The organism is Alcaligenes sp. 1735tsa3 (genome assembly GCF_024134565.1).
Lineage (GTDB): Bacteria > Pseudomonadota > Gammaproteobacteria > Burkholderiales > Burkholderiaceae_B > Alcaligenes > Alcaligenes phenolicus.
In genome coordinates, this window is sequence record NZ_CP099862.1 from 486,788 (window position 1) to 504,734 (window position 17,947).

14 protein-coding genes are annotated in these 17,947 nt (G+C 57.7%); 8 read left to right on the top strand and 6 right to left on the bottom strand.

Annotated elements, in window-relative coordinates:
• The first annotated feature begins 72 nt into the window (after nucleotides 1-72).
• From NIZ92_RS02200 to NIZ92_RS02215, 4 genes are all read left to right on the top strand, one after another.
• Nucleotides 73-978, top strand: a complete 906-nt coding sequence (locus NIZ92_RS02200) for a LysR family transcriptional regulator (RefSeq protein ID WP_035271399.1) — start codon at nucleotides 73-75, stop codon at nucleotides 976-978.
• 168 nt (nucleotides 979-1,146) lie between these two features.
• The gene (gene chrA, locus NIZ92_RS02205; RefSeq protein WP_254002626.1) at nucleotides 1,147-2,415 is read left to right on the top strand and encodes a chromate efflux transporter; all 1,269 of its coding nucleotides are present in this window, start codon (nucleotides 1,147-1,149) and stop codon (nucleotides 2,413-2,415) included.
• A 196-nt stretch (nucleotides 2,416-2,611) separates the two neighbouring features.
• On the top strand, nucleotides 2,612-3,133 hold the full coding sequence (locus NIZ92_RS02210; protein WP_254002627.1) for a ferritin-like domain-containing protein: 522 nt from the start codon (nucleotides 2,612-2,614) through the stop codon (nucleotides 3,131-3,133).
• Nucleotides 3,134-3,250: 117 nt separating this feature from the next.
• Nucleotides 3,251-3,535, top strand: a complete 285-nt coding sequence (locus NIZ92_RS02215; RefSeq protein WP_035271398.1) for a hypothetical protein — start codon at nucleotides 3,251-3,253, stop codon at nucleotides 3,533-3,535.
• 50 nt (nucleotides 3,536-3,585) lie between these two features.
• On the opposite strand, the gene NIZ92_RS02220 is transcribed toward NIZ92_RS02215, so the two are convergent.
• Both NIZ92_RS02220 and NIZ92_RS02225 read right to left on the bottom strand, forming a co-directional pair.
• Entirely contained in the window at nucleotides 3,586-5,148 is a 1,563-nt protein-coding gene (locus tag NIZ92_RS02220) for a sulfatase-like hydrolase/transferase (protein WP_254002628.1), read from the bottom strand.
• A gap of 18 nt (nucleotides 5,149-5,166) precedes the next feature.
• On the bottom strand, nucleotides 5,167-6,144 hold the full coding sequence (locus NIZ92_RS02225; RefSeq protein WP_052159363.1) for a tripartite tricarboxylate transporter substrate-binding protein: 978 nt from the start codon (nucleotides 6,142-6,144) through the stop codon (nucleotides 5,167-5,169).
• A gap of 102 nt (nucleotides 6,145-6,246) precedes the next feature.
• On the opposite strand from NIZ92_RS02225, the gene NIZ92_RS02230 reads away from it, so the two are divergent.
• Entirely contained in the window at nucleotides 6,247-6,777 is a 531-nt protein-coding gene (locus NIZ92_RS02230; protein WP_254002629.1) for a MarR family winged helix-turn-helix transcriptional regulator, read from the top strand.
• Between the two features lie 109 nt (nucleotides 6,778-6,886).
• Here the strand turns inward: NIZ92_RS02230 and NIZ92_RS02235 are convergent, their stop codons facing one another.
• From NIZ92_RS02235 to NIZ92_RS02245, 3 genes are read right to left on the bottom strand one after another with little or no spacing between them, the layout of a single operon-like run.
• On the bottom strand, nucleotides 6,887-8,362 hold the full coding sequence (locus NIZ92_RS02235) for an efflux transporter outer membrane subunit (protein ID WP_301555092.1): 1,476 nt from the start codon (nucleotides 8,360-8,362) through the stop codon (nucleotides 6,887-6,889).
• Nucleotides 8,363-8,376: 14 nt separating this feature from the next.
• Nucleotides 8,377-11,553: an efflux RND transporter permease subunit gene (locus NIZ92_RS02240; RefSeq protein ID WP_254002630.1), complete on the bottom strand. Its 3,177-nt coding sequence runs from the start codon at nucleotides 11,551-11,553 to the stop codon at nucleotides 8,377-8,379.
• On the bottom strand, nucleotides 11,550-12,758 hold the full coding sequence (locus NIZ92_RS02245) for an efflux RND transporter periplasmic adaptor subunit (RefSeq protein ID WP_254002631.1): 1,209 nt from the start codon (nucleotides 12,756-12,758) through the stop codon (nucleotides 11,550-11,552). The genes NIZ92_RS02240 and NIZ92_RS02245 overlap by 4 nt, the downstream gene beginning before the upstream one ends.
• Nucleotides 12,759-13,085: 327 nt before the next feature.
• Here NIZ92_RS02245 and NIZ92_RS02250 point away from each other — a divergent pair, with 327 nt between their 5' ends.
• The 3 genes from NIZ92_RS02250 (at nucleotide 13,086) to NIZ92_RS02260 (ending at nucleotide 15,429) form a co-directional block, all read left to right on the top strand.
• Nucleotides 13,086-14,087 (top strand): 2Fe-2S iron-sulfur cluster-binding protein, encoded by a 1,002-nt coding sequence (locus NIZ92_RS02250; RefSeq protein ID WP_254002632.1) that lies wholly within the window; start codon nucleotides 13,086-13,088, stop codon nucleotides 14,085-14,087.
• Between the two features lie 198 nt (nucleotides 14,088-14,285).
• Complete coding sequence (gene cueR, locus NIZ92_RS02255; RefSeq protein ID WP_254002633.1) at nucleotides 14,286-14,762, top strand: Cu(I)-responsive transcriptional regulator; 477 nt, start codon at nucleotides 14,286-14,288, stop codon at nucleotides 14,760-14,762.
• A gap of 118 nt (nucleotides 14,763-14,880) precedes the next feature.
• On the top strand, nucleotides 14,881-15,429 hold the full coding sequence (locus tag NIZ92_RS02260) for a GNAT family N-acetyltransferase (protein ID WP_021447025.1): 549 nt from the start codon (nucleotides 14,881-14,883) through the stop codon (nucleotides 15,427-15,429).
• Nucleotides 15,430-15,587: 158 nt separating this feature from the next.
• Here NIZ92_RS02260 and NIZ92_RS02265 read toward each other — a convergent pair whose 3' ends face one another.
• Nucleotides 15,588-17,840 carry a TonB-dependent siderophore receptor gene (locus NIZ92_RS02265; RefSeq protein WP_254002634.1) on the bottom strand — a complete coding sequence of 751 codons (2,253 nt, stop codon included), beginning with the start codon at nucleotides 17,838-17,840 and terminating at the stop codon, nucleotides 15,588-15,590.
• Nucleotides 17,841-17,947: the final 107 nt, after the last annotated feature.

The following is a 17,947-nucleotide window of genomic DNA, read 5'->3' on the forward strand; positions in this document are numbered from 1 at the left end:
TGCCATTGTGTTCTTGATGATTTAGTCTAAAAAGTCCATATTGGTCGAAATACATTTGATTTAAAGTCAACAATGAAAACAACTCTGGATGAAATGCAGGCATTTATAGCCGTGGTGGATGCCGGTGCCATCTCGCGGGCGGCCGAGCATCTGGGGCTGACGGTGTCGGCGGTCAGCCGCACATTGAACAGGCTGGAGGAGAAGCTCAACACCACCTTGCTACGGCGTACCACACGGCGCTTGGAACTGACGGAGGAAGGGGCGGTTTTTCTGGAGCGAGCCCGATCCATTGTGGCCCATGTGGAGGAGGCGGAGGAGGATTTGGCCATACGCCGGCAGCAGCCAGTAGGGCGCTTGCGGGTGGATGCGGCCTCGCCTTTTATTCTGCACTGCGTGGTGCCGATTGTGCGCGGCTATAAGGAGCGTTATCCGCAGGTCAGCCTGGAGCTGACCAGTAATGAAGGATGGATTGATCTGCTGGAGCATCGCACGGATGTGGCTATTCGGATTGGTCGGCTCAAGGACTCTACCTTGCATGCGCGACCTATTGGCAACACGCGTCTACGCGTGATGGCTTCACCTGCTTATCTGGAAAAGCACGGTCATCCTCGTGACGTGGCCGACCTGGATAATCATGTTTTGCTGGGCTTTACCCAGCCGCTATCCCTGAATGAATGGCCCTTGCCTGCGCAGGACGGGATGCCGGTGCATATCAAGCCAAGTATTGCCGCTTCCAGTGGGGAAACCTTGCGGCAATTGGCGCTGGATGGCGTGGGGATTGTGTCCTTGTCGGACTTCATGACGCACCGGGATCGCGAGGCAGGACGTTTGGTGCAGTTGTTCCCGAAACGCACGCTGGAGATGTGTCAGCCTATCAATGCGGTGTACTACCGCAATACGGCTTTATCGGCGCGGATTTCCACGTTTGTAAGCTATCTGAGCGAGTGCTGGGAGGCAGGGCTGGGTGGGTCGAAATAGCGCGTGATGAGGACGGTTCTGACGTTCTACATCACAGTATTCATATGTTGCCAGGCTAAGGTGTCTGTAGCTTGTCTATCGGCGGTAAGCAGAAAACTAATCAGCAGTAAAAACAGGTGGTGCAGATGACGTGTGCCGGATGTTGATCAAGGGGGGGAACAGGCAGCAATGAATAATTCGAACGAACCTGTGCAGACACAGACACAGACACCCACATCAGTACCGGCAGAAGTGCAGAGGCAGGCGTCGGATAGGCCAGGCAGCCCGCTGGAGGTCTTCTGGGCCTTCCTGAAACTCGGGCTGACTTCGTTTGGCGGCCCGATCGCGCACCTGGGTTATTTCCGTACCGAGTTCGTAGAGCGCCGTCGCTGGCTGGATGATCGCAGCTACTCCGATCTGCTTGCCCTGTGTCAGTTCTTGCCGGGTCCGGCCAGCAGCCAGGTCGGGATGGCGCTGGGGCTGGGGCGTGCTGGGTGGATGGGTTTGCTGGCAGCCTGGACGGGTTTTACCTTGCCATCGGCCATTGCATTGATTTTGTTTGCCATGGGATTGGCGGGGCAGCAGGGGATTGCAGAGTCTGCGTGGGTACATGGGCTCAAGATTGTGGCGGTAGCAATTGTGGCCCAGGCGGTGTTGGGAATGGCCCGGTCTCTATGTCCTGATCGATCTCGTGCTGCATTGGCGATGGTGGCTGCTTTGTTAAGTCTGGCCTTGCCCTCGGCCTTTGGGCAGGTTCTGGCCATTGCGGTGACAGGTTTGATCGCATGGTGGAAATTGGACTTTGCTCAAGCAGGAGTGGCTCAGGCTCATTTGTATCCGGTGTCTCGCAGGGTAGGGATGGCTGCCCTAGTGGCTTTTGTCGGGCTCTTGCTTGCTTTGCCTGTGTGGGCTGCGGCAACAGGCTCATCGATTGTTCAGTTGCTGGAGGGGGTGTACCGATCCGGGGCACTGGTCTTTGGTGGGGGGCATGTTGTGTTGCCGCTCTTGCAGGCCTCTGTCGTACCGACAGGAATGGTCAGCAATGCGGACTTGATGGTGGGTTATGGGGCGGCGCAAGCAGTGCCGGGCCCCCTGTTTACCTTCGCGGCTTATATCGGGGCGATGGCTCAATGGCCCTTGCAAGGCTGGCTGGGGGGCATGGCGCTGTTGGCACTGATTTTTATCCCGGCGTTCTTGATTCTGATTGGCGTCCTCCCTTTTTGGGAAGGGCTGCGACATCGGGCTGGCGTGCGCACGGCGATGGCAGGGATTAATGCAGGGGTGGTCGGCATCCTGGGGGCCGCGCTTTATGACCCGGTATGGACCAGTGCCATTCATGACAAGGCGGATTTTGGCTTGGCCTTGCTCTTGTTTGGCTTGTTGACGGTGGGGCGTGTGCCGCCGGCGTTGGTTGTGCTTTTGGCGGGGCTGGGCGCCTTTTTAATGTCGATTATTTAAGTGTTTGGCTTGCCGTGCGTGATTGCCTGGCTTTAATTTTTCGGTCCGGGATGTGTGGGGGCTGATTCAAGAGGAAGCAGGTAGCTGTTTGGTGTTTTTCAAGGTGTGCGCGGGGCGCAGGCACCTTGGGAACGCCATATGCTGGGTATCAGTTGCTTGTCGCAGTTGCGGCAAGGCAAACCGACAGGAGAATGTCATGGATACCAATAAATCACGCGCGGACAAACACTTGATGGACTGGCTTCGAGACGCGCATGCAATGGAAGAACAGGCTGAGACGATGCTCAACAGCATGCTCTCGCGGGTGGAGAACTACCCGGAGTTGCATCAGCGTATTCAGCAACATATCAAGGAAACTCAGACACAGCAGGGGCTGGTGCGCGAATGTATAGAGCGGCGCGGTGGGGATACGTCCTTGCTCAAAGACCTGGGCGGGAAAGTTATGGCAGTGTTTCAGGGCTTTTCCGGGATCTTTGCCTCTGATGAGGTGGTGAAAGGCACGATGTTCAGCTTTGCCTTCGAAAACCTGGAAATTGCGGCTTACAGCCAGCTCAAGGAGGCCGCTGATTTTGTGGGCGATACGGAGACGGCGATGGTGTGCCATCAAATCCTGGAGCAAGAGCGCGCGATGGCTCGTTGGCTGGAAGAGCACTCACCGGAGTTAATACGGATTTTTCTGGCTCGTGCCAATGAAGGTCACAGTCAGGCCAAGCCTTAGTCCCAGCCTGTTCATGGCCTCGCCCGACAGGCTAGTAGCTTGGAGGCGAGCACCAAGGCCGCCAGGCACACTGTTTGCTGGAGCCTGTCTGTGAAACCTGATCTTTGGAGAGTCCGCATGAGTCCCACACGCAAAGGCAACACCGAAGGCTCGAATCAAGCCAAAGCACCGGAGCCCAGCAGCGAATCCCAAGTGGATATTGCCGGGCGGGTGCAGGAAGACCTGAAAGAAGTAAATGAACGCGGCAAAGACAAGGAGCGAAGGCGGCCGGTAGACCATAAAGCCACGCAGTTTGATGGTTCTCCGAATCCGGAACCCGATAAGAGTCCGTATTTGTTCAAGCCACATGACGATACGCCCGCCATCTTGCCCAAGCGCCGCGGTCCGAAGAACCCGGACTAGGAAGGGGGCAAGCGCTTGATGCTACACGCTTGCCCTTTCTGCTCCTGGGCTTACCACTGCCCGAAAAATACCCCTGCTTTTTTATACGCATTGGTACCGCGCTCTACTTCTTCGTCCGTCACGGTCGTTCGGCGTTTCAGGCTTGTGAACCACTGCAGCAAGCGCTCCCGACATTCAGTTCGTACGTCTTCGTGGTCTGGAGATTGGCCCAGGTCGTTGAACTGCTCAGGATCGGCATGCAGGTCATAGAGCTGCTCAGGCTCGTCCAGCCAATACACATAGCGCCAGCGGTCACTGCGCAGGGACCAGGCTCTGGCATTGGATGGTGATTTATCGCGTATCACGCGCGCCAAGCGATAGCTGTAATCCAGTTCGGAAAACACGCAGTCGCGCCAAGGGGGCTGGGTGCCATGTAGCAGGGGCAGCAAGTCTCGTCCCTCAAGGCGGTGGGAAGCCAGCGGCAGGCCCAGCCACGAGAGCATGGTGGGTAGCACATCCACGGCTTCGACCATTCTGTTATCGACTGTTCCCCGCGTAGCATTCGCCTCCGGTGACGGGTCGTAGACGATGAAAGGTACACGCTGCACGGTGTCATAGAACAGCTCTTTCTCGCCCAGCCAATGATCGCCCAGGAAATCCCCATGGTCGGCCGTGAAGATGATCAGGGTGTTGTCCATCAGGCCATTGCGGGACATGAAGTCGAACAAGCGGCCCAGGTGGTCGTCCAATTGGGTAATAAGGCCCTGGTAGGCGGGTCTGACCGTGTTGATGCAGGTTTCGCTGGCGAAACTGACGCATTCTTCTTGCTGGCGGTAGGCCTCTACGACCGGATGCGCATTGCTTAATTCGGCCTCATTGCGCACTACGGGCAGGCATTGCTCGGCGCTGTACATATCGTGGTAGGGCGCAGGAGCGATATAGGGCCAGTGTGGTTTGACGTAGCTCAGGTGCATCACCCAAGGTTCATCCCCCATGCGCTCCATGAAGGACAGGGCCTGGTCCGTCATATAGGCCGTTTCCGAGTGCTTTTCCTCTACCAGGGACGGGTAGCAAGCATTGCGCATGTGCCAGCCACTGACTGGCTGCCCATCGGGCCCGTGCGCAGAGATGACAAAGTCTGTCCATGGGTCGTCGGATTCATAACCATGACGTCGCAGGTAAGCCGGGTAGCCGCTTTCTTCTCCCGGTTCGTGGTGGCCGTCGTAACGGTCTATCTCTTCAAACCCCCCTGTTTTAAGCAGGCGGGCCAGTTCGCTGCCACCATCCAGTGCCAGCCGTTCCAGCCCTTTGTGGTCGACCATGATGTGGGTTTTGCCCGCCAGCACCAGTTTGTGTCCACCGGCGCGCAAATACTCGCCCATGGTGACTTCGCCTACCGACAAGGGCACGCGATTCCAGGTGGCTCCGTGCGTCGATGGGTAGCGGCCTGTGTAGTAGCTCATGCGGGACGGGCCGCAGACGCCGGAATTGACGAAAGCGCGATCAAAGCGCACCCCCTTGGCGGCCAAAGCATCCAGATGGGGGGTACGAATATGAGGGTGGCCGTAGCAGGCCAGGTGATCAGCCCGCAGCTGATCGGCCATGATGAACAGGACGTTCTTGCGTTGTGTCATGTTGTCTGTGTTGCTGGTTTATTGCGTGACTTTGAAGCCGGAAGCCTGAATAACCGGAGCCCATTGCTGGCGGAATTGTTCAATGCGGACGCGGGTTTCTTCTGCATCGGCAGATACGGGAATCAATTCATTTTTCAGCAGTGTTTCTTGCAGCGCCGGGTCGCTGGTGACTTCTTTAATGGCCGTGCCCAGGAAAGCGACTTTGTCGGCTGGCATGGAGGCCGGGGCAAAGAAGGCGTTCCAGCCTGAGGCTTCCAGGTCCACACCGGACTGTTTCAAGGTAGGTACATCTGGCAGGGTGGTCTCTCGTTCGCTGCCCGAGGTGGCCAGAATGCGGATGCGCTTGCCCTGGTGCTGAGACGTCAGTACATCCAGCGTATCGATAGCCAAGGGCAGTACGCCGCCGATCAAGTCCGTAATGACCGGTGCCGATCCGCGATAGCCGATGATCTCGCCCTTGGAGCCAATTTGCTGGGATAGCATCAGGCCGAAAAAGTGCGGCAGGCTGCCAGTGGCCGGGACGCCAATATTGAAGGCACCGGGATGTTCTTTGGCCCAGGCAATCAGTTGGTCCATGGTTTGAATGTCGCTGTCTGCCGACACCGCTACCCCAAAACCGTATTCGGTCACCATGGAAACGGCCTGAAAGTCGGTGTCGGGTTTGTAGGGGATGTCATTGAAAACCAGGGGGGCGACGACCATGACGGCGGGGTTGGCCAGGATCAGCACATTTTTGTCTGCCGCCGTACTTTTGACATACTGGGCGGCAATCCGCCCCCCGGCGCCGGTCTTGTTCTCGACCACAATGGGAATACCCAGTTTCTTGTGCAGACCGTCCGACACAATGCGTGCGGCCCGGTCAGACGCGCCTCCGGGCGCATAGGGCACGACGACAGTCAGGGTTTCAACGGGGCTTGCTGCGTGGGATAAACCAGTGAACAGCAGTCCTGACAGCAGACAGCTTGTTACCGTGGCGCGAAGGCGGTTCAGGGCCATGATTTGTCTCCTTTTTTTTGATTTCCATCAGTTTTTACCGCAGCTTACCAAGGGGGCTGATAGTTGTTCTAATCAAGTATCTTCAAGGTTAAAGGTCATCCCATGGTCAGCTCCCCCAAGCCTTCCCCTGCCTTGGCAAGCACTGCAGGCAGTGCGGCGCCCCTTACGCTGCCGGCCATGATGATGTTCCAGCTGTATCGAGCCTGGTCTGCCAGTAATCCGATTTTTATTCGCTTGTGCGAGGGGCGTTTCAATATCACTCGCCGTGAATGGCGCATTCTGGCGATTGCCAACATGCACCCTGCTTTGACAGGCACGGCTTTGGCCGAGGCGGCAGCATTGGATACCGCTCGTTGCTCACGAGCGGTCAGTACTTTGTGCGAGAAAGGTTTGCTAAAGCGGACGCGCGATACCAAAGACACGCGCATTGTGCATGTCTCGGTGACGGAGTTGGGAGTGCAGCGTTATGAGGAGGTCATGCCGGTTGTTGCGTCCTTGAACGAGGAGATCTTTCAGGATTTGAGTGCAGCAGAACTGTCGGCCCTGAGCAGCATGCTGGATCGGGTTACTAGCCGGGCGGCATTGATGCTGGAAAGTAACGTCGTGCAGGAGCGGGCCCGTCGGAATCGTTAAGATCAACCGTGCTGCCCTGGCACTGCTAGAGCAGTGTCAGGGCCAGAGCGGGAGGTCCATCTATGCACGCCATGCACATGCCGTCCTGCCTCGGGCACAAAAGCGAGGTTCAAGTGTTGTGATCCGCCGAGTTTGTGTACTCCTTCCACCCACCCCCCAAAGCCTTGTACAGGTCAATCAGATTGCTCAGTCGTGCCAGGCGCGTTCTGACCAGTGTTTGCTGGCTGCTGTACAGGCTGCGATGTGCATCCAGAACGCTCAAGTAGTCGTCCATACCTTCCTGAAAGCGTTGCTCGGCCAGGGTTTGAGCCTCAAGGCTGGCCGTGACCGCCAGCTTCTCGGATTGGATCTGCTGGTCCAGCAGGCTTTTGCTTGCCAGCCCGTCCGCCACTTCCCGGAAAGCGACCTGAATGGTTTTTTCATACTGGGCGATTTCTATCCGTTTGCGCACATGGGCGACATCCAGATTTGCCAGCAGGGCACCCCCCTTGAAAATGGGCAGATTAATGCTGGGAAAAAAGCTCCAGGCCCGTGTACCCGAGTCGAACAGACCTTCCAGTGAAGCGCTGGCGGTTCCGATGGACCCAGTCAGGCTGATGGTAGGAAGAAAAGCAGCTCGTGCTGCGCCAATATGGGCGTTGGCGCCTCGAAGGGTTTGCTCGGCAGCCCGAATGTCGGGTCGGCGTACCAGCAGGTCGGAGGGCAGGCCGCCAGGTAGATCCGCCACAAGGATCTGATCGGGCAGCGTAACCGCCTCATCCAGCTGTCTGGATAGATCGGCACTGAGTGCTTGTCCCAACAGCAGGACCAGAGCGTTGCGATCCAGGGCTGCCTGGCGGCTATAGGCGGCATAGCTGGATTCTGCCTGTCGCAGAGCGACTTCCGCGCGGCGCAGGTCCAGTTGGGTGGCATGGCCCAGTTCCTTTAACTGGCGACTTAATTCGTAGGAGCGCTGTTGCGTTGCCAGCGTGTCGCTGCTCAGGCGTAGCAGCTCCTGGTCGGCCCGCAACGTCAGATAGGTATTGGCCAGCTCGGCGATCAGGCTGGTTTGGGCCGCTACGCGAGTTTCATCCAGGGCCAGATAGTTGGTCAGTGCCTGTTCGTTCAGACTGCGGATGCGGCCCCATAGATCCAGCTCCCAGGCTGTGCTGACACCGCCCACCTCGTAGCGACGATTAAGCTGGCTGGTGCCAGTTGGATTTAGGTCGGCGGGAAGGCGCTCGGAGGCACCGCTGGCGGCCGCCCCCAGCTCTGGTAGCAGTTTGGCGCGCTGAATGCGATACAGCGCCTGTGCCGCTTCGACATTTAAGGCTGCTGTACGAAAGTCGCGGTTGTTTGCCAGTGAAATTTCTATCAGTTGCTGTAGTAGCGGGTCGCGGAAAAAGTCGCGCCAGCCTATTTCTGCAGCGATAACTGCAGCAGAGCTAGCCTCTTCCGTAGTAAGGGGGGAAGCGGGATACGTGGCCTCGATAGGGGCTGCCGGCCGCTCGTACTTGGGGGCCAGCGTACAGCCTGTCAGTATCAATGCCAGGGCAAGGGGGCTGAGGCGTCGAACGCGGGGCAGGTAGGGGAAAATCATGTTCATGCTTGTCCTTGGCTTCATGCGTGTTGCTGGTCGTTGCGGTCAGGGCCCCGGCGCTGTTGGCGGCGCAGTGCCAGTTTGCGCACCAGCACGTAGAACACAGGGGTTAGTAGCAGGCCGAACAGGGTGACGCCCAACATGCCGGCGAACACGGCCACCCCCATGGCGTGGCGCATTTCTGCACCTGCTCCACTGGCCAGCATCAGGGGAACCACGCCAGCGATAAAGGCCAGAGAGGTCATCAAGATGGGGCGCAGCCGTAGCCGGGCGGCCTCCAGGACGGCCGTCAATGGGTCAGCTCCCGCCTCTTCCTGCGTGCGGGCAAACTCCACAATCAGAATGGCGTTTTTGGCGGCCAGCCCGACCAGTACTACAAAACCAATCTGCGTGAAAATGTTGTTGTCGCCACCGGATAGCCAGACACCGCCTATGGCCGAGAGTAGGGCCATGGGGGCGATCAGCAAGACGGCAAAGGGCAGGGACCAGCTGTTGTATTGGGCGGCCAGAATCAGGAAGGCCAGCAGGACGGCCAGAGGGAAGATGTACAGGGCGGAGTTGCCGGCCTGCTTTTCCTGATAGACCAGGTCTGTCCATTCGTAGACCATGCCTTCGGGCAAGGTTTCCTTAAGGATTTTTTCGATAGCATCCGTAGCCTGCCCGGATGAGTAGCCAGGGGCAGGGCCGCCACTGATGTCGGCGGAGGGGAAGCCGTTGTAGCGGATCACCCGGTCGGGGCCGGAGCCTTCGGTCAGGGTGACAAAGGCGTTCAAGGGAATCATGTCGCCTTTATTGCTGCGTACTTTCAGCAGACCAATGTCCTGAGCCTGGGCGCGGAATGGCGCGTCAGCCTGTGCCATGACGCGGTAAGTGCGCCCGAAGCGGTTGAAGTCGTTGACATACAGCGATCCCAGGTTGATCTGCAAGGTCTCGAATACGTCTGTCATGGATACGCCCAGGGTCTTGGCTTTGACCCGGTCAATCTCCACGTCCAGCTGGGGGGCATTCGTTTGAAAACTGGCCAGCATATTGGCCAGCTCCGGGGCCTGCATGGCTTTGGCCATGATTTGCCCTTGTGCCTGCACCAGAGCTTCGAAGCCCAAACCATCTCTGTCTTCAATTTGCAGTTTGAAGCCGCCCATGGCGCCTAGTCCGGGGACAGGTGGCGGTGGGAAAATCCCCAAAAATCCGTCAGGGATCTGGCTGAACTTGCCCATCAGCTTGCCGGCGATGGCGTTGGCAGAAAGCGAGGGGTCCTGGCGCTCGTCAAAAGGCTTGAGCATGGCGAACATCAGGGCAGAGTTGGGGACATTGACTGGCCCGTTGACGGACAGGCCTGGAAACGCGACCACACTTTCCACGCCCGGCTCGGCCAGGGCGATGTCCGACATTTGCTTGACCACGGCTTCGGTGCGGTCCAGCGAGGCCCCGCTAGGAAGTTGTGCGATGCCCACCAGAAAGTACTTGTCCTGAGCGGGCACAAAGCCGTTGGGCACTTGGTGAAAACCCAGCCAGGTCAGACCCACAAAGCCGGCATACAACATCAGAACAATCGCACTGCCACGGACTGCACGGCGCACTGTCCCTACGTAAGAGCTGGCAGCGCGGTCAAAGAAACGGTTAAAGAGGCGGAAGAATCCGCCAAACAGGGTATCGATCAGCCGTGTCAGCCAATCTGGACGTGTCTTGCTGGGATGAGGTTTTAGCAGGATGGCGGCCAGCGCGGGCGATAGGGTCAAGGAGTTGATGGCCGACAAAATGGTGGAAATCACGATCGTCAGGGCGAACTGTCGATAAAACTCGCCTTGCAGTCCGGATAGAAACGCGGAGGGGATAAAGACCGCTGCCAAAACGGATGTGATGGCAATAATCGGGCCGGTTACTTCATCCATGGCTTTGAAGGCCGCTTGCTTGGGCGACTCGCCCAGCGCCATGTGCCGTTCCACGTTCTCTACCACCACAATGGCATCGTCAACCACGATGCCGATGGACAAGACCAGCCCGAACAGCGAGAGCGTGTTCAGGGAGAAACCAAATATATGCATCAAGGCGAAGGTGCCCACCAGGGACACTGGCACGGCGACCAGCGGGATGATGGAAGCACGCCAGGTTTGCAGAAACAGGACAACCACAATCACCACCAGCAAGACGGCTTCCAGCAGGGTGATGGCCACAGATTGCAAGGAGGCCCGAACGAACACTGTCGGGTCATAGGCGATGCGGTATTCAATGTCTTGCGGAAAACCGCCTTGCAGTTCCTGCATCTTGGCGCGTACCGCATTGGAGACATCAATGGCATTGGCACCTGGGCTTTGAATAATTTGCAGGGCAGGGGCGGATTCGCCATTGAGCAAACTGCGCAGTGTGTAGCCATCGGCCCCCAAAGAGACTCGGGCTACATCGCGCAGACGGGTCACTTGTCCGTCCTCGCCCGTCTTGACCACAATCTCACCAAACTGTTCTTCCGTGGACAGGCGCCCCAAGGTATTGACGGTGACTTGAAAGGCCGAGTCCGTATTGGGCTGTTGCCCCACAGAACCGGCAGCGACCTGCACGTTCTGTTCGCGCAAGGCCGCCACGATGTCGCTGGCTGTCAGCCCACGTGTTGCCACGCTGGACGGGTCCAGCCAGATGCGCATGGAGTATTCACCAGCCCCCCAAACCAGCACATCGCCCACCCCAGGAAGGCGGGCCAGTTCGTCTCGTACCTGCCGGATGGCAAAGTTGGACAGATACAGCGAGTCGTAGCGTTTTTCTGGGGAGACCAGATGGACCACCATCAGCACATCAGGCGAGGTTTTCTGGGTGACAACGCCGATGCGTTGAACCTCCTCGGGCAGACGGGGCAGGGCGCGAGAAACCCGGTTCTGCACTTGGATCTGTGCCATGTCGGCATCCGTTCCCTGCTTGAAGGCGATGGTCAGGACCATCTGGCCGTCGGTAGCCATTTGGGAGTTCATGTACAGCATGTTCTCCACGCCATTGATAGCTTGTTCCAGCGGCGCGGCCACCGTGTCGGCAATGACCTCGGGATTGGCACCTGGATACTTGGCTGTTACCTGCACGGTAGGGGGCGTGACTGCCGGATATTCGCTTAGCGGCAGTTGCCAGAATGCCATGGCACCGGCGATCAGCATCAGCAAGGACAGCACGATGGCAAAGATGGGCCGGGCGATGAAAAAGTGAGGGAACTTCATGGCTGGGCCTCCGCGGGGCGTGCTGTTTCATTGCCCGCCTGCATGGGAACCATGCGAGGAGCGATGCTCATGCCGGGGCGTACCAAGCCTTTGATGATGACTTTTTCACCTGCTTGCAGACCGCTTTTAATGACACGTAAACCATCGACCATCGGTCCAGGTTCGACCACGCGGTATTGGGCTTGATTGTTCTGGTCTACAACCAGTACATATCTTTTCCCTTGATCAGTGCCCAGAGCTTGATCGTCAATCAAGATAGCGGTTTGTTCTGCCCCTGTAGCCAGTCTGACGCGCGAAAACAGGCCGGGGGCCAGCATGCCGTCGGGATTGGGAATGACTGCGCGCGCCCGTACGGTCCCGGTGCTGCGATCAATCTGGTTTCCCACAAAGTCCAGTGTCCCCTGATATGGGAAGCTCTGATCTGTTGCCAGTCCAACGGAAACGGGTAGCCCGGAGGTGTTGTCATCCTTTTCGGGGCGGGTCTGGCGGATGGCTTTCAGGTAGGTGGCTTCGTCTATGTCGAAGTACGCATACAAAGGGTCTGTGGAGACGATGGTGGTCAACAGGCTGGCCTGGTCAGTGGCGCCGCCATTGACCAGATTGCCTGCCGTGACCAGGACCCGGTCTACCCGACCCGAGATGGGCGAGCGGATATGGGTGTAGGACAGGTCCAGCTGCGCGGCGGCGACCGCTGCTTTGGCAACCTGGACCTGGGCTTGCTGGGCGTTGCGTATGGCCAGTGCATCATCGTATTGCTTGCGGGAAACGGCGCCGGTCTCGACCAGTTTCTGTATCCGGTTCAGATCGTCTTGCGCTTGTTTGGCCAGAACCTCGGACTGACGTAATTGCGCTGTGGCTGTATCCAGAGCCACTTGAAAGGGGCGCGGGTCTATATGAAATAAAGCCTCCCCTTTACGTACCAGACTGCCTTCCGGGACGCTGACCGCTTCGACCGCTCCGCTTACGCGCGAACGTAGTTCTACCGATTGAGGGGCGGCAAGAAATCCGGTGAAATCCGTAGAGGGAAGAATGCTGCGCTCCAGAACTTGAGCAACAGGCACGCTGGGGCCTGCGGGCGCACTGGCGGCTTCTGATGGCGGTTCTGCCGCCTTGTCTTTATGATCGGAACCATCGCGGGCAGCGTAGGCGGTTCCGATGGCGGCGATGGCGCTTGCCGCTAAAGCAAATTTGAATGTTCGACGCATGGCTGTATCCCTTTCTTGCAGCAGGGCTTCGGCCCTTCCGAAGCGTCTGTGCAAAGTTGTTAGCCAAGGCTAGGCATTACAACGATTGGAAGGTCAAGGTTTGTCTGCACACCTTGTTGAAGGTGTTGACTCTCCAATCGTTGGAAGCTTTAGCTTGTTCACAAGGCACTGAGAAATAAGCCTTTTGTGTCGTTAAACAGCAACTTTGTGTGGAGTCGCCATGTCAAATACAAGAATGAGACAGCCAGATCCCTATTGGTCAACAAGAACCGGGCGGGAACTGAGAGTAATGCGTGGCCCGTGGGGCTGTACGTGAAGGGGGCAGCAATGAGCAGCAAAACAATTCTTATCCGTCAGACCGGTCAGCAGATCGCCGCTCAGGAGGGGCAAAACATTTTGCAGGCTGCCTTGCAAAGCGGCCTGGCCTATCCGCATGGCTGTCGTCTGGGACGTTGTGGGGGCTGTAAAACCCGGCTGGTTGATGGGCAAATTGACCGGCTGGAGCACTCCCGCTTTGCCCTGACCGAGGAGCAGCAAGCCCGCGGTCTGATTCTGGCCTGCAGGGCGATCCCCTTAAGTGATGTGACCGTAGACTGGATTGGCACGGATGATGTGCGGGGGCTGGCACCCTCGCGTAGCGTGACCGGCACGGTGTCCGAGTTGCGAGAACTGACGCACGATGTGCGCCTTGTGCGTATCCGTCTGGATGAGCCTGAGCCTCTGATGTTTTTTGCCGGTCAGTACGCGGATATCAAATTCGGACAGGCGCCCGTGCGCAGTTACTCCATGGCCAACCGCCCTGGTGCACCCGAGCTGGAGTTTCACATACGTCGTGTTCCCCGTGGGGTGACGTCTTCGTATGTGCACACCGTGCTTCAGCCGGGCGAGAAGCTCAGCCTGGACGTGCCTCGCGGCTCCTCCTATCTGCGCGAGGGGCATGGCGGCCCCGTCTTGTGCATTGCGGGAGGCACGGGCCTGGCCCCTATCAAATCGATTGTTGAAACGGCGTTGGCCTGTGGCATGAGCCAGCCCATTCATGTGTATTTTGGAGCGCGCGAACTGCGGGATTTATATGCTATTGATGACTTCCGGGCGCTGGAGCGCCAATACCCCAATCTGGCTTTTACTCCTGTCATCTCCGGGATACCGGCCACTCACTATCGCCGGGGGCTTGTCACCGATATCGTTGGCCACGATCAGCCTGATTTAAGCGGTTGGAAGGTTTATGTGGCCGGCTCGCCATCCATGGTGGATGCCACGATGGGCATGGTGCTCAAGCGCGGTTTGAAAGTGCAGGATTTGCATGTGGATGTATTTTTTACGCCATAGCGTTCTGGAGCCGGAGGCTTGGGCCACGCGGGCGCTTGACCTTCCTACCGTGGGAATCTTCACACTGTGTGTTGTCAGTGCTGGCAACACAGGCCTGGGCAGGCAGAAAAGACTGATGGGGCTTTGGACAAGGCCTGCCACCTTTTGCCATCACTGACACCCGACTTTCGAGTCCTTTCATTGAGCAAGGGGAGCAAGATGAATATTGGTGAAGCCTCCAAGGTATCCAAAGTGTCGGCCAAAATGATTCGTTATTACGAGCAGATTGGCCTTATCCCGGAAACCGAGCGCACTGCTGCGGGTTACCGGACGTATAGCCGAAAAGATGTGGAGCGCTTGCGCTTTATAAGACGTGCTCGCGATCTGGGATTTTCTATGGTAGCCATTGGTGATTTGTTGAGCCTGTGGCACGACCCGTCGCGTCAGAGTGCAGATGTAAAGCGGGTCGCTCAACAGCATCTGACTGAGCTGAGCAGCCGCATTAAAAACATGCAGGACATGGCCTTGGCGCTGGAAGCATCCATTGGTTGTTGTCCGGGTGATGAACAGCCTGACTGCTCGATTTTAAGTACGCTGGCGCGGGCAGAGGATCGTGATCCACAGCCCGATTTGCGAGCTGCTACGGTCTTGCGCCGTCCTGTTCGCCGAGGCATTCAGAGCGATGTACGCCTATAATCGGACGCGTTCACTCAGGGGGCAAGTTTCATGCGGGACTTGGCCAGGCGAGTTCCCTGGTTGAGCGTTGAGGCGGATTCAATCCTCTACAAACCCGAAATACATCACCTTGATTACCATGCCCTCTTTACCTCCAGGCTTGACGCTGCGCCCTTTGAAAGAAACCGAACTGAATCTGTTGTGGTCTATAGACCGTAGTGAACGGATTGACGGTTTGTACGAGCTGCGCGATGGCGTCTTGCACAAGCAAGCGGCTGATATTGATTTGCGGGGTTGGCCGGAAGGTGACCCGGAGAAATATCACCCGGAACATGAGGACGCCTTTCATCGCGGTTCTTGGTTCATGGGCGTATTCAAGGGTGATAGCCTGCTGGCCGCCGTCGGCCTGGACAGCCTGCCCTTGGGACCACAGGGGGAGTGGCGTCAGTTGTTCTTTCTGCATGTCAGCCAGTCCTTGCGCGGGCAGGGGATGGGCGTATGGTTGCTGGATCAGGCCAAGAAGCAGGCTGTTAAGTGGGGTGCGAAGGCGGTCTATGCCTCGGCCACGCCTTCGGTGAATACGGTGGATTTTTATATGGCTCACGGCTTTGAAATCGCGCCAGAGCCAGACCCGCGTTTATTTGAGCTGGACCCGGAAGATATTCACCTGTTGTGCTTCGTGGCTTAAGAAATTGCTCAGTTGTACGCCACTTAGCTGACTGGTGAGTCGACCGCTGGTGAGCTCACCTGAAAATACCGATGGCAGCATCTGCTTGTCATCAAACAAGGGCCTTGTCACACCACTCAGCTGCAACAAGGCCCTGTCATCAAATTCAGCTCTTCAGCTTAGAAATCCATCGTTGCTGACAACATGAAAGTCCGTGGTGCGCCCACACCCAGGCTGGTGAAGTGCGGCTTGGCCCAGTAAGCCTTGTTCGCTACGTTATTCACCGTCGCCCGCAAGGTCAGCGGACGGCCGGAGATCTTGGTGCGATAGCGTGCGCCCAGATCAAACACGGTATGGCCGGGGATGGACAGGGAGTTGTCCGCGCTCAGGTATTGCTTGGATGAGGTGGTGGCGTTGGCCATCACGGTCAGACCTTGCAAGTTGGGTACATCCCATTCCACGCCCAGCTTGGCTTGCCACTTGGGCAGGCCCGTGGCCTGGCGGCCCTCTTCAGCCGGGTTGGCGGCTTTGGTGATTTCCGGATCGGAGTAAGCCACGCCACCCATCAAGCGCACACCTTCCATGGGGGAGCCGAAAAAGCCCCATTCAATGCCCCGGTTGCGTTGCTCGCCACCAAAGGAGAACACGTTGGTAAATGGGTCGGTATAGCTGCTGGGGCGCTTGATTTCGTACAGGGCCAGGGTATGGGCAAAGTCACCCAGATCCAGCTTCAGGCCCACTTCCTTCTGCTTGGTTTTGAAGGGGGCAAAAACCTGACCTGCATTGGCGGCGGTGTTGGGAGCAATCGCGCCTTGGGACAAGCCTTCGATGTAGTTGGCGTAGACCGAGACTTGATCAGTGGCTTTCACCAGGAAAGCGACGGCGGGAGTGGTTGCGCTTTCCTTGTAGCGCTCGCCTGTACGCTGGCCGGTGGTGCCATTAAAGCTCTCGTTGATCACTTGCTGACGGCGTGCGCCCAGTGTCACTTGTACGCGGTCCTCGGCAAAGGACAGGGTGTCAGCAAAACCGATGCTCTTCAAACGAGTTTTAGTGGTGCTGATCAGCGGAATATTGTTCGGCAAGGAAGGCTCTGGACCCCAGACAGGATCGTAGATATTGGTTTCCCATGCGGTGGGCAGCAGGTTGCGGAAGCCGCTCAGGTCGTAGTCTTCGTTGTACTGCGTGGCGTTGATCGCGAATTGATGGCTGACCGGGCCGGTTTGCAGCTTACCCATCAGACCCACTTCAGCGGTTTTGCGCCGCATCTCGTCGGCCACGCCGCTGAAGTTGATCCTGAAGTCGCCTGCGTTATTGATCACCTGACCAGCGCCCATATTGGATCTGAATTTGGTACGGCTGATACCGGCGGCGGCGTAAGCGGTGAATTGATCGTTCAGATCGAACTCGCCACGGATCATGGCGCCTTTATCGGTGGTGTCGTAAAAAGCCCAAGGCGGGTTCCACGACACATCGGGTTTGGGTGGTTTGGGCAGTTCTACGCCGGGATTCAAGGTCAGGCCGCGCGTCAGGCCGTAGGCGCGGTCTTTGCTGTGAAACAGGTCGGCAGACAAGCGGACACGCTCACCGCGCCAGTCCAGGCCCAAAGAGGTCTGGGTAATTTTCTTGTCCTGGTCTTTGACGGCAATTTCACCATCGCGGTAGGCTGTGTTCAGGCGTACACCAAACTGCTTGTCCTCGCCAAATCGACGGCCCAGATCCACGTGGCCACCAAAGTGCGAGTCGGACATATAGCTGCCTGTTACGCGAAACAGGGGATCGTCGCCGGCGCGTTTGGTGACCAGGTTGACGGCGCCGCCTGCCGAGCCTTTGGGCGGCATGCCGTTAAGCAGGGCCGAGGGGCCTTTCAGGACCTCGACGCGCTCGTAGGCTTCGGGCGAGTTGCGGTAGTAGCCGCCCATCCCGGCCAGACCGTTGACGGTGACATCACCCACATCGGAACGGAAGCCGCGGATGGAGTAGCTTTCGTTGCTCTCGCCTGCGATGCCGCTCATGAACACGCTGGGGTCGGTTTTGGCGATCACTTCGCTGATGTCACGCGCCTGTTGATCGGCTATGTATTGCTCGGTGTAGCTGATGGTGTTGAAGGGCGTTTCCATGAAGTCTTTGGTGCCCAGCAAGCCGACACGTCCGCCGGTGGCGACTTGTCCGCCTGCATAGCTTTCTACAGTCTTGTCACGCTGACCTTTGACGGTAACGGATGGCAGGGTGACGACTTCATCAGCCTGGGCAGCCGTACTGTTTTGTGCCTGCGCAGTCGAGGCCATCAAGGCCAGCGCGCTGGCTCCCAAACCCAGTATTAATGCCATTTGCACGGCGCTGAAAGTGCGGTCCAGGGCAAAGCCGGAGCGGCTGGAACTGCCGATTTTACGTATCGAGGGCGCAAACGTCCCATTGTGGCGTGGTGTGTACATGCCAGTTTCCTTTATGTAGCGGGGTGTGTTTCTTTGCTTTGATTAAGGCAAATAGAAATTGGATTGAGTCGCGTTACTGTCTATTTGCCCGTGTAAAAACCGTTAGA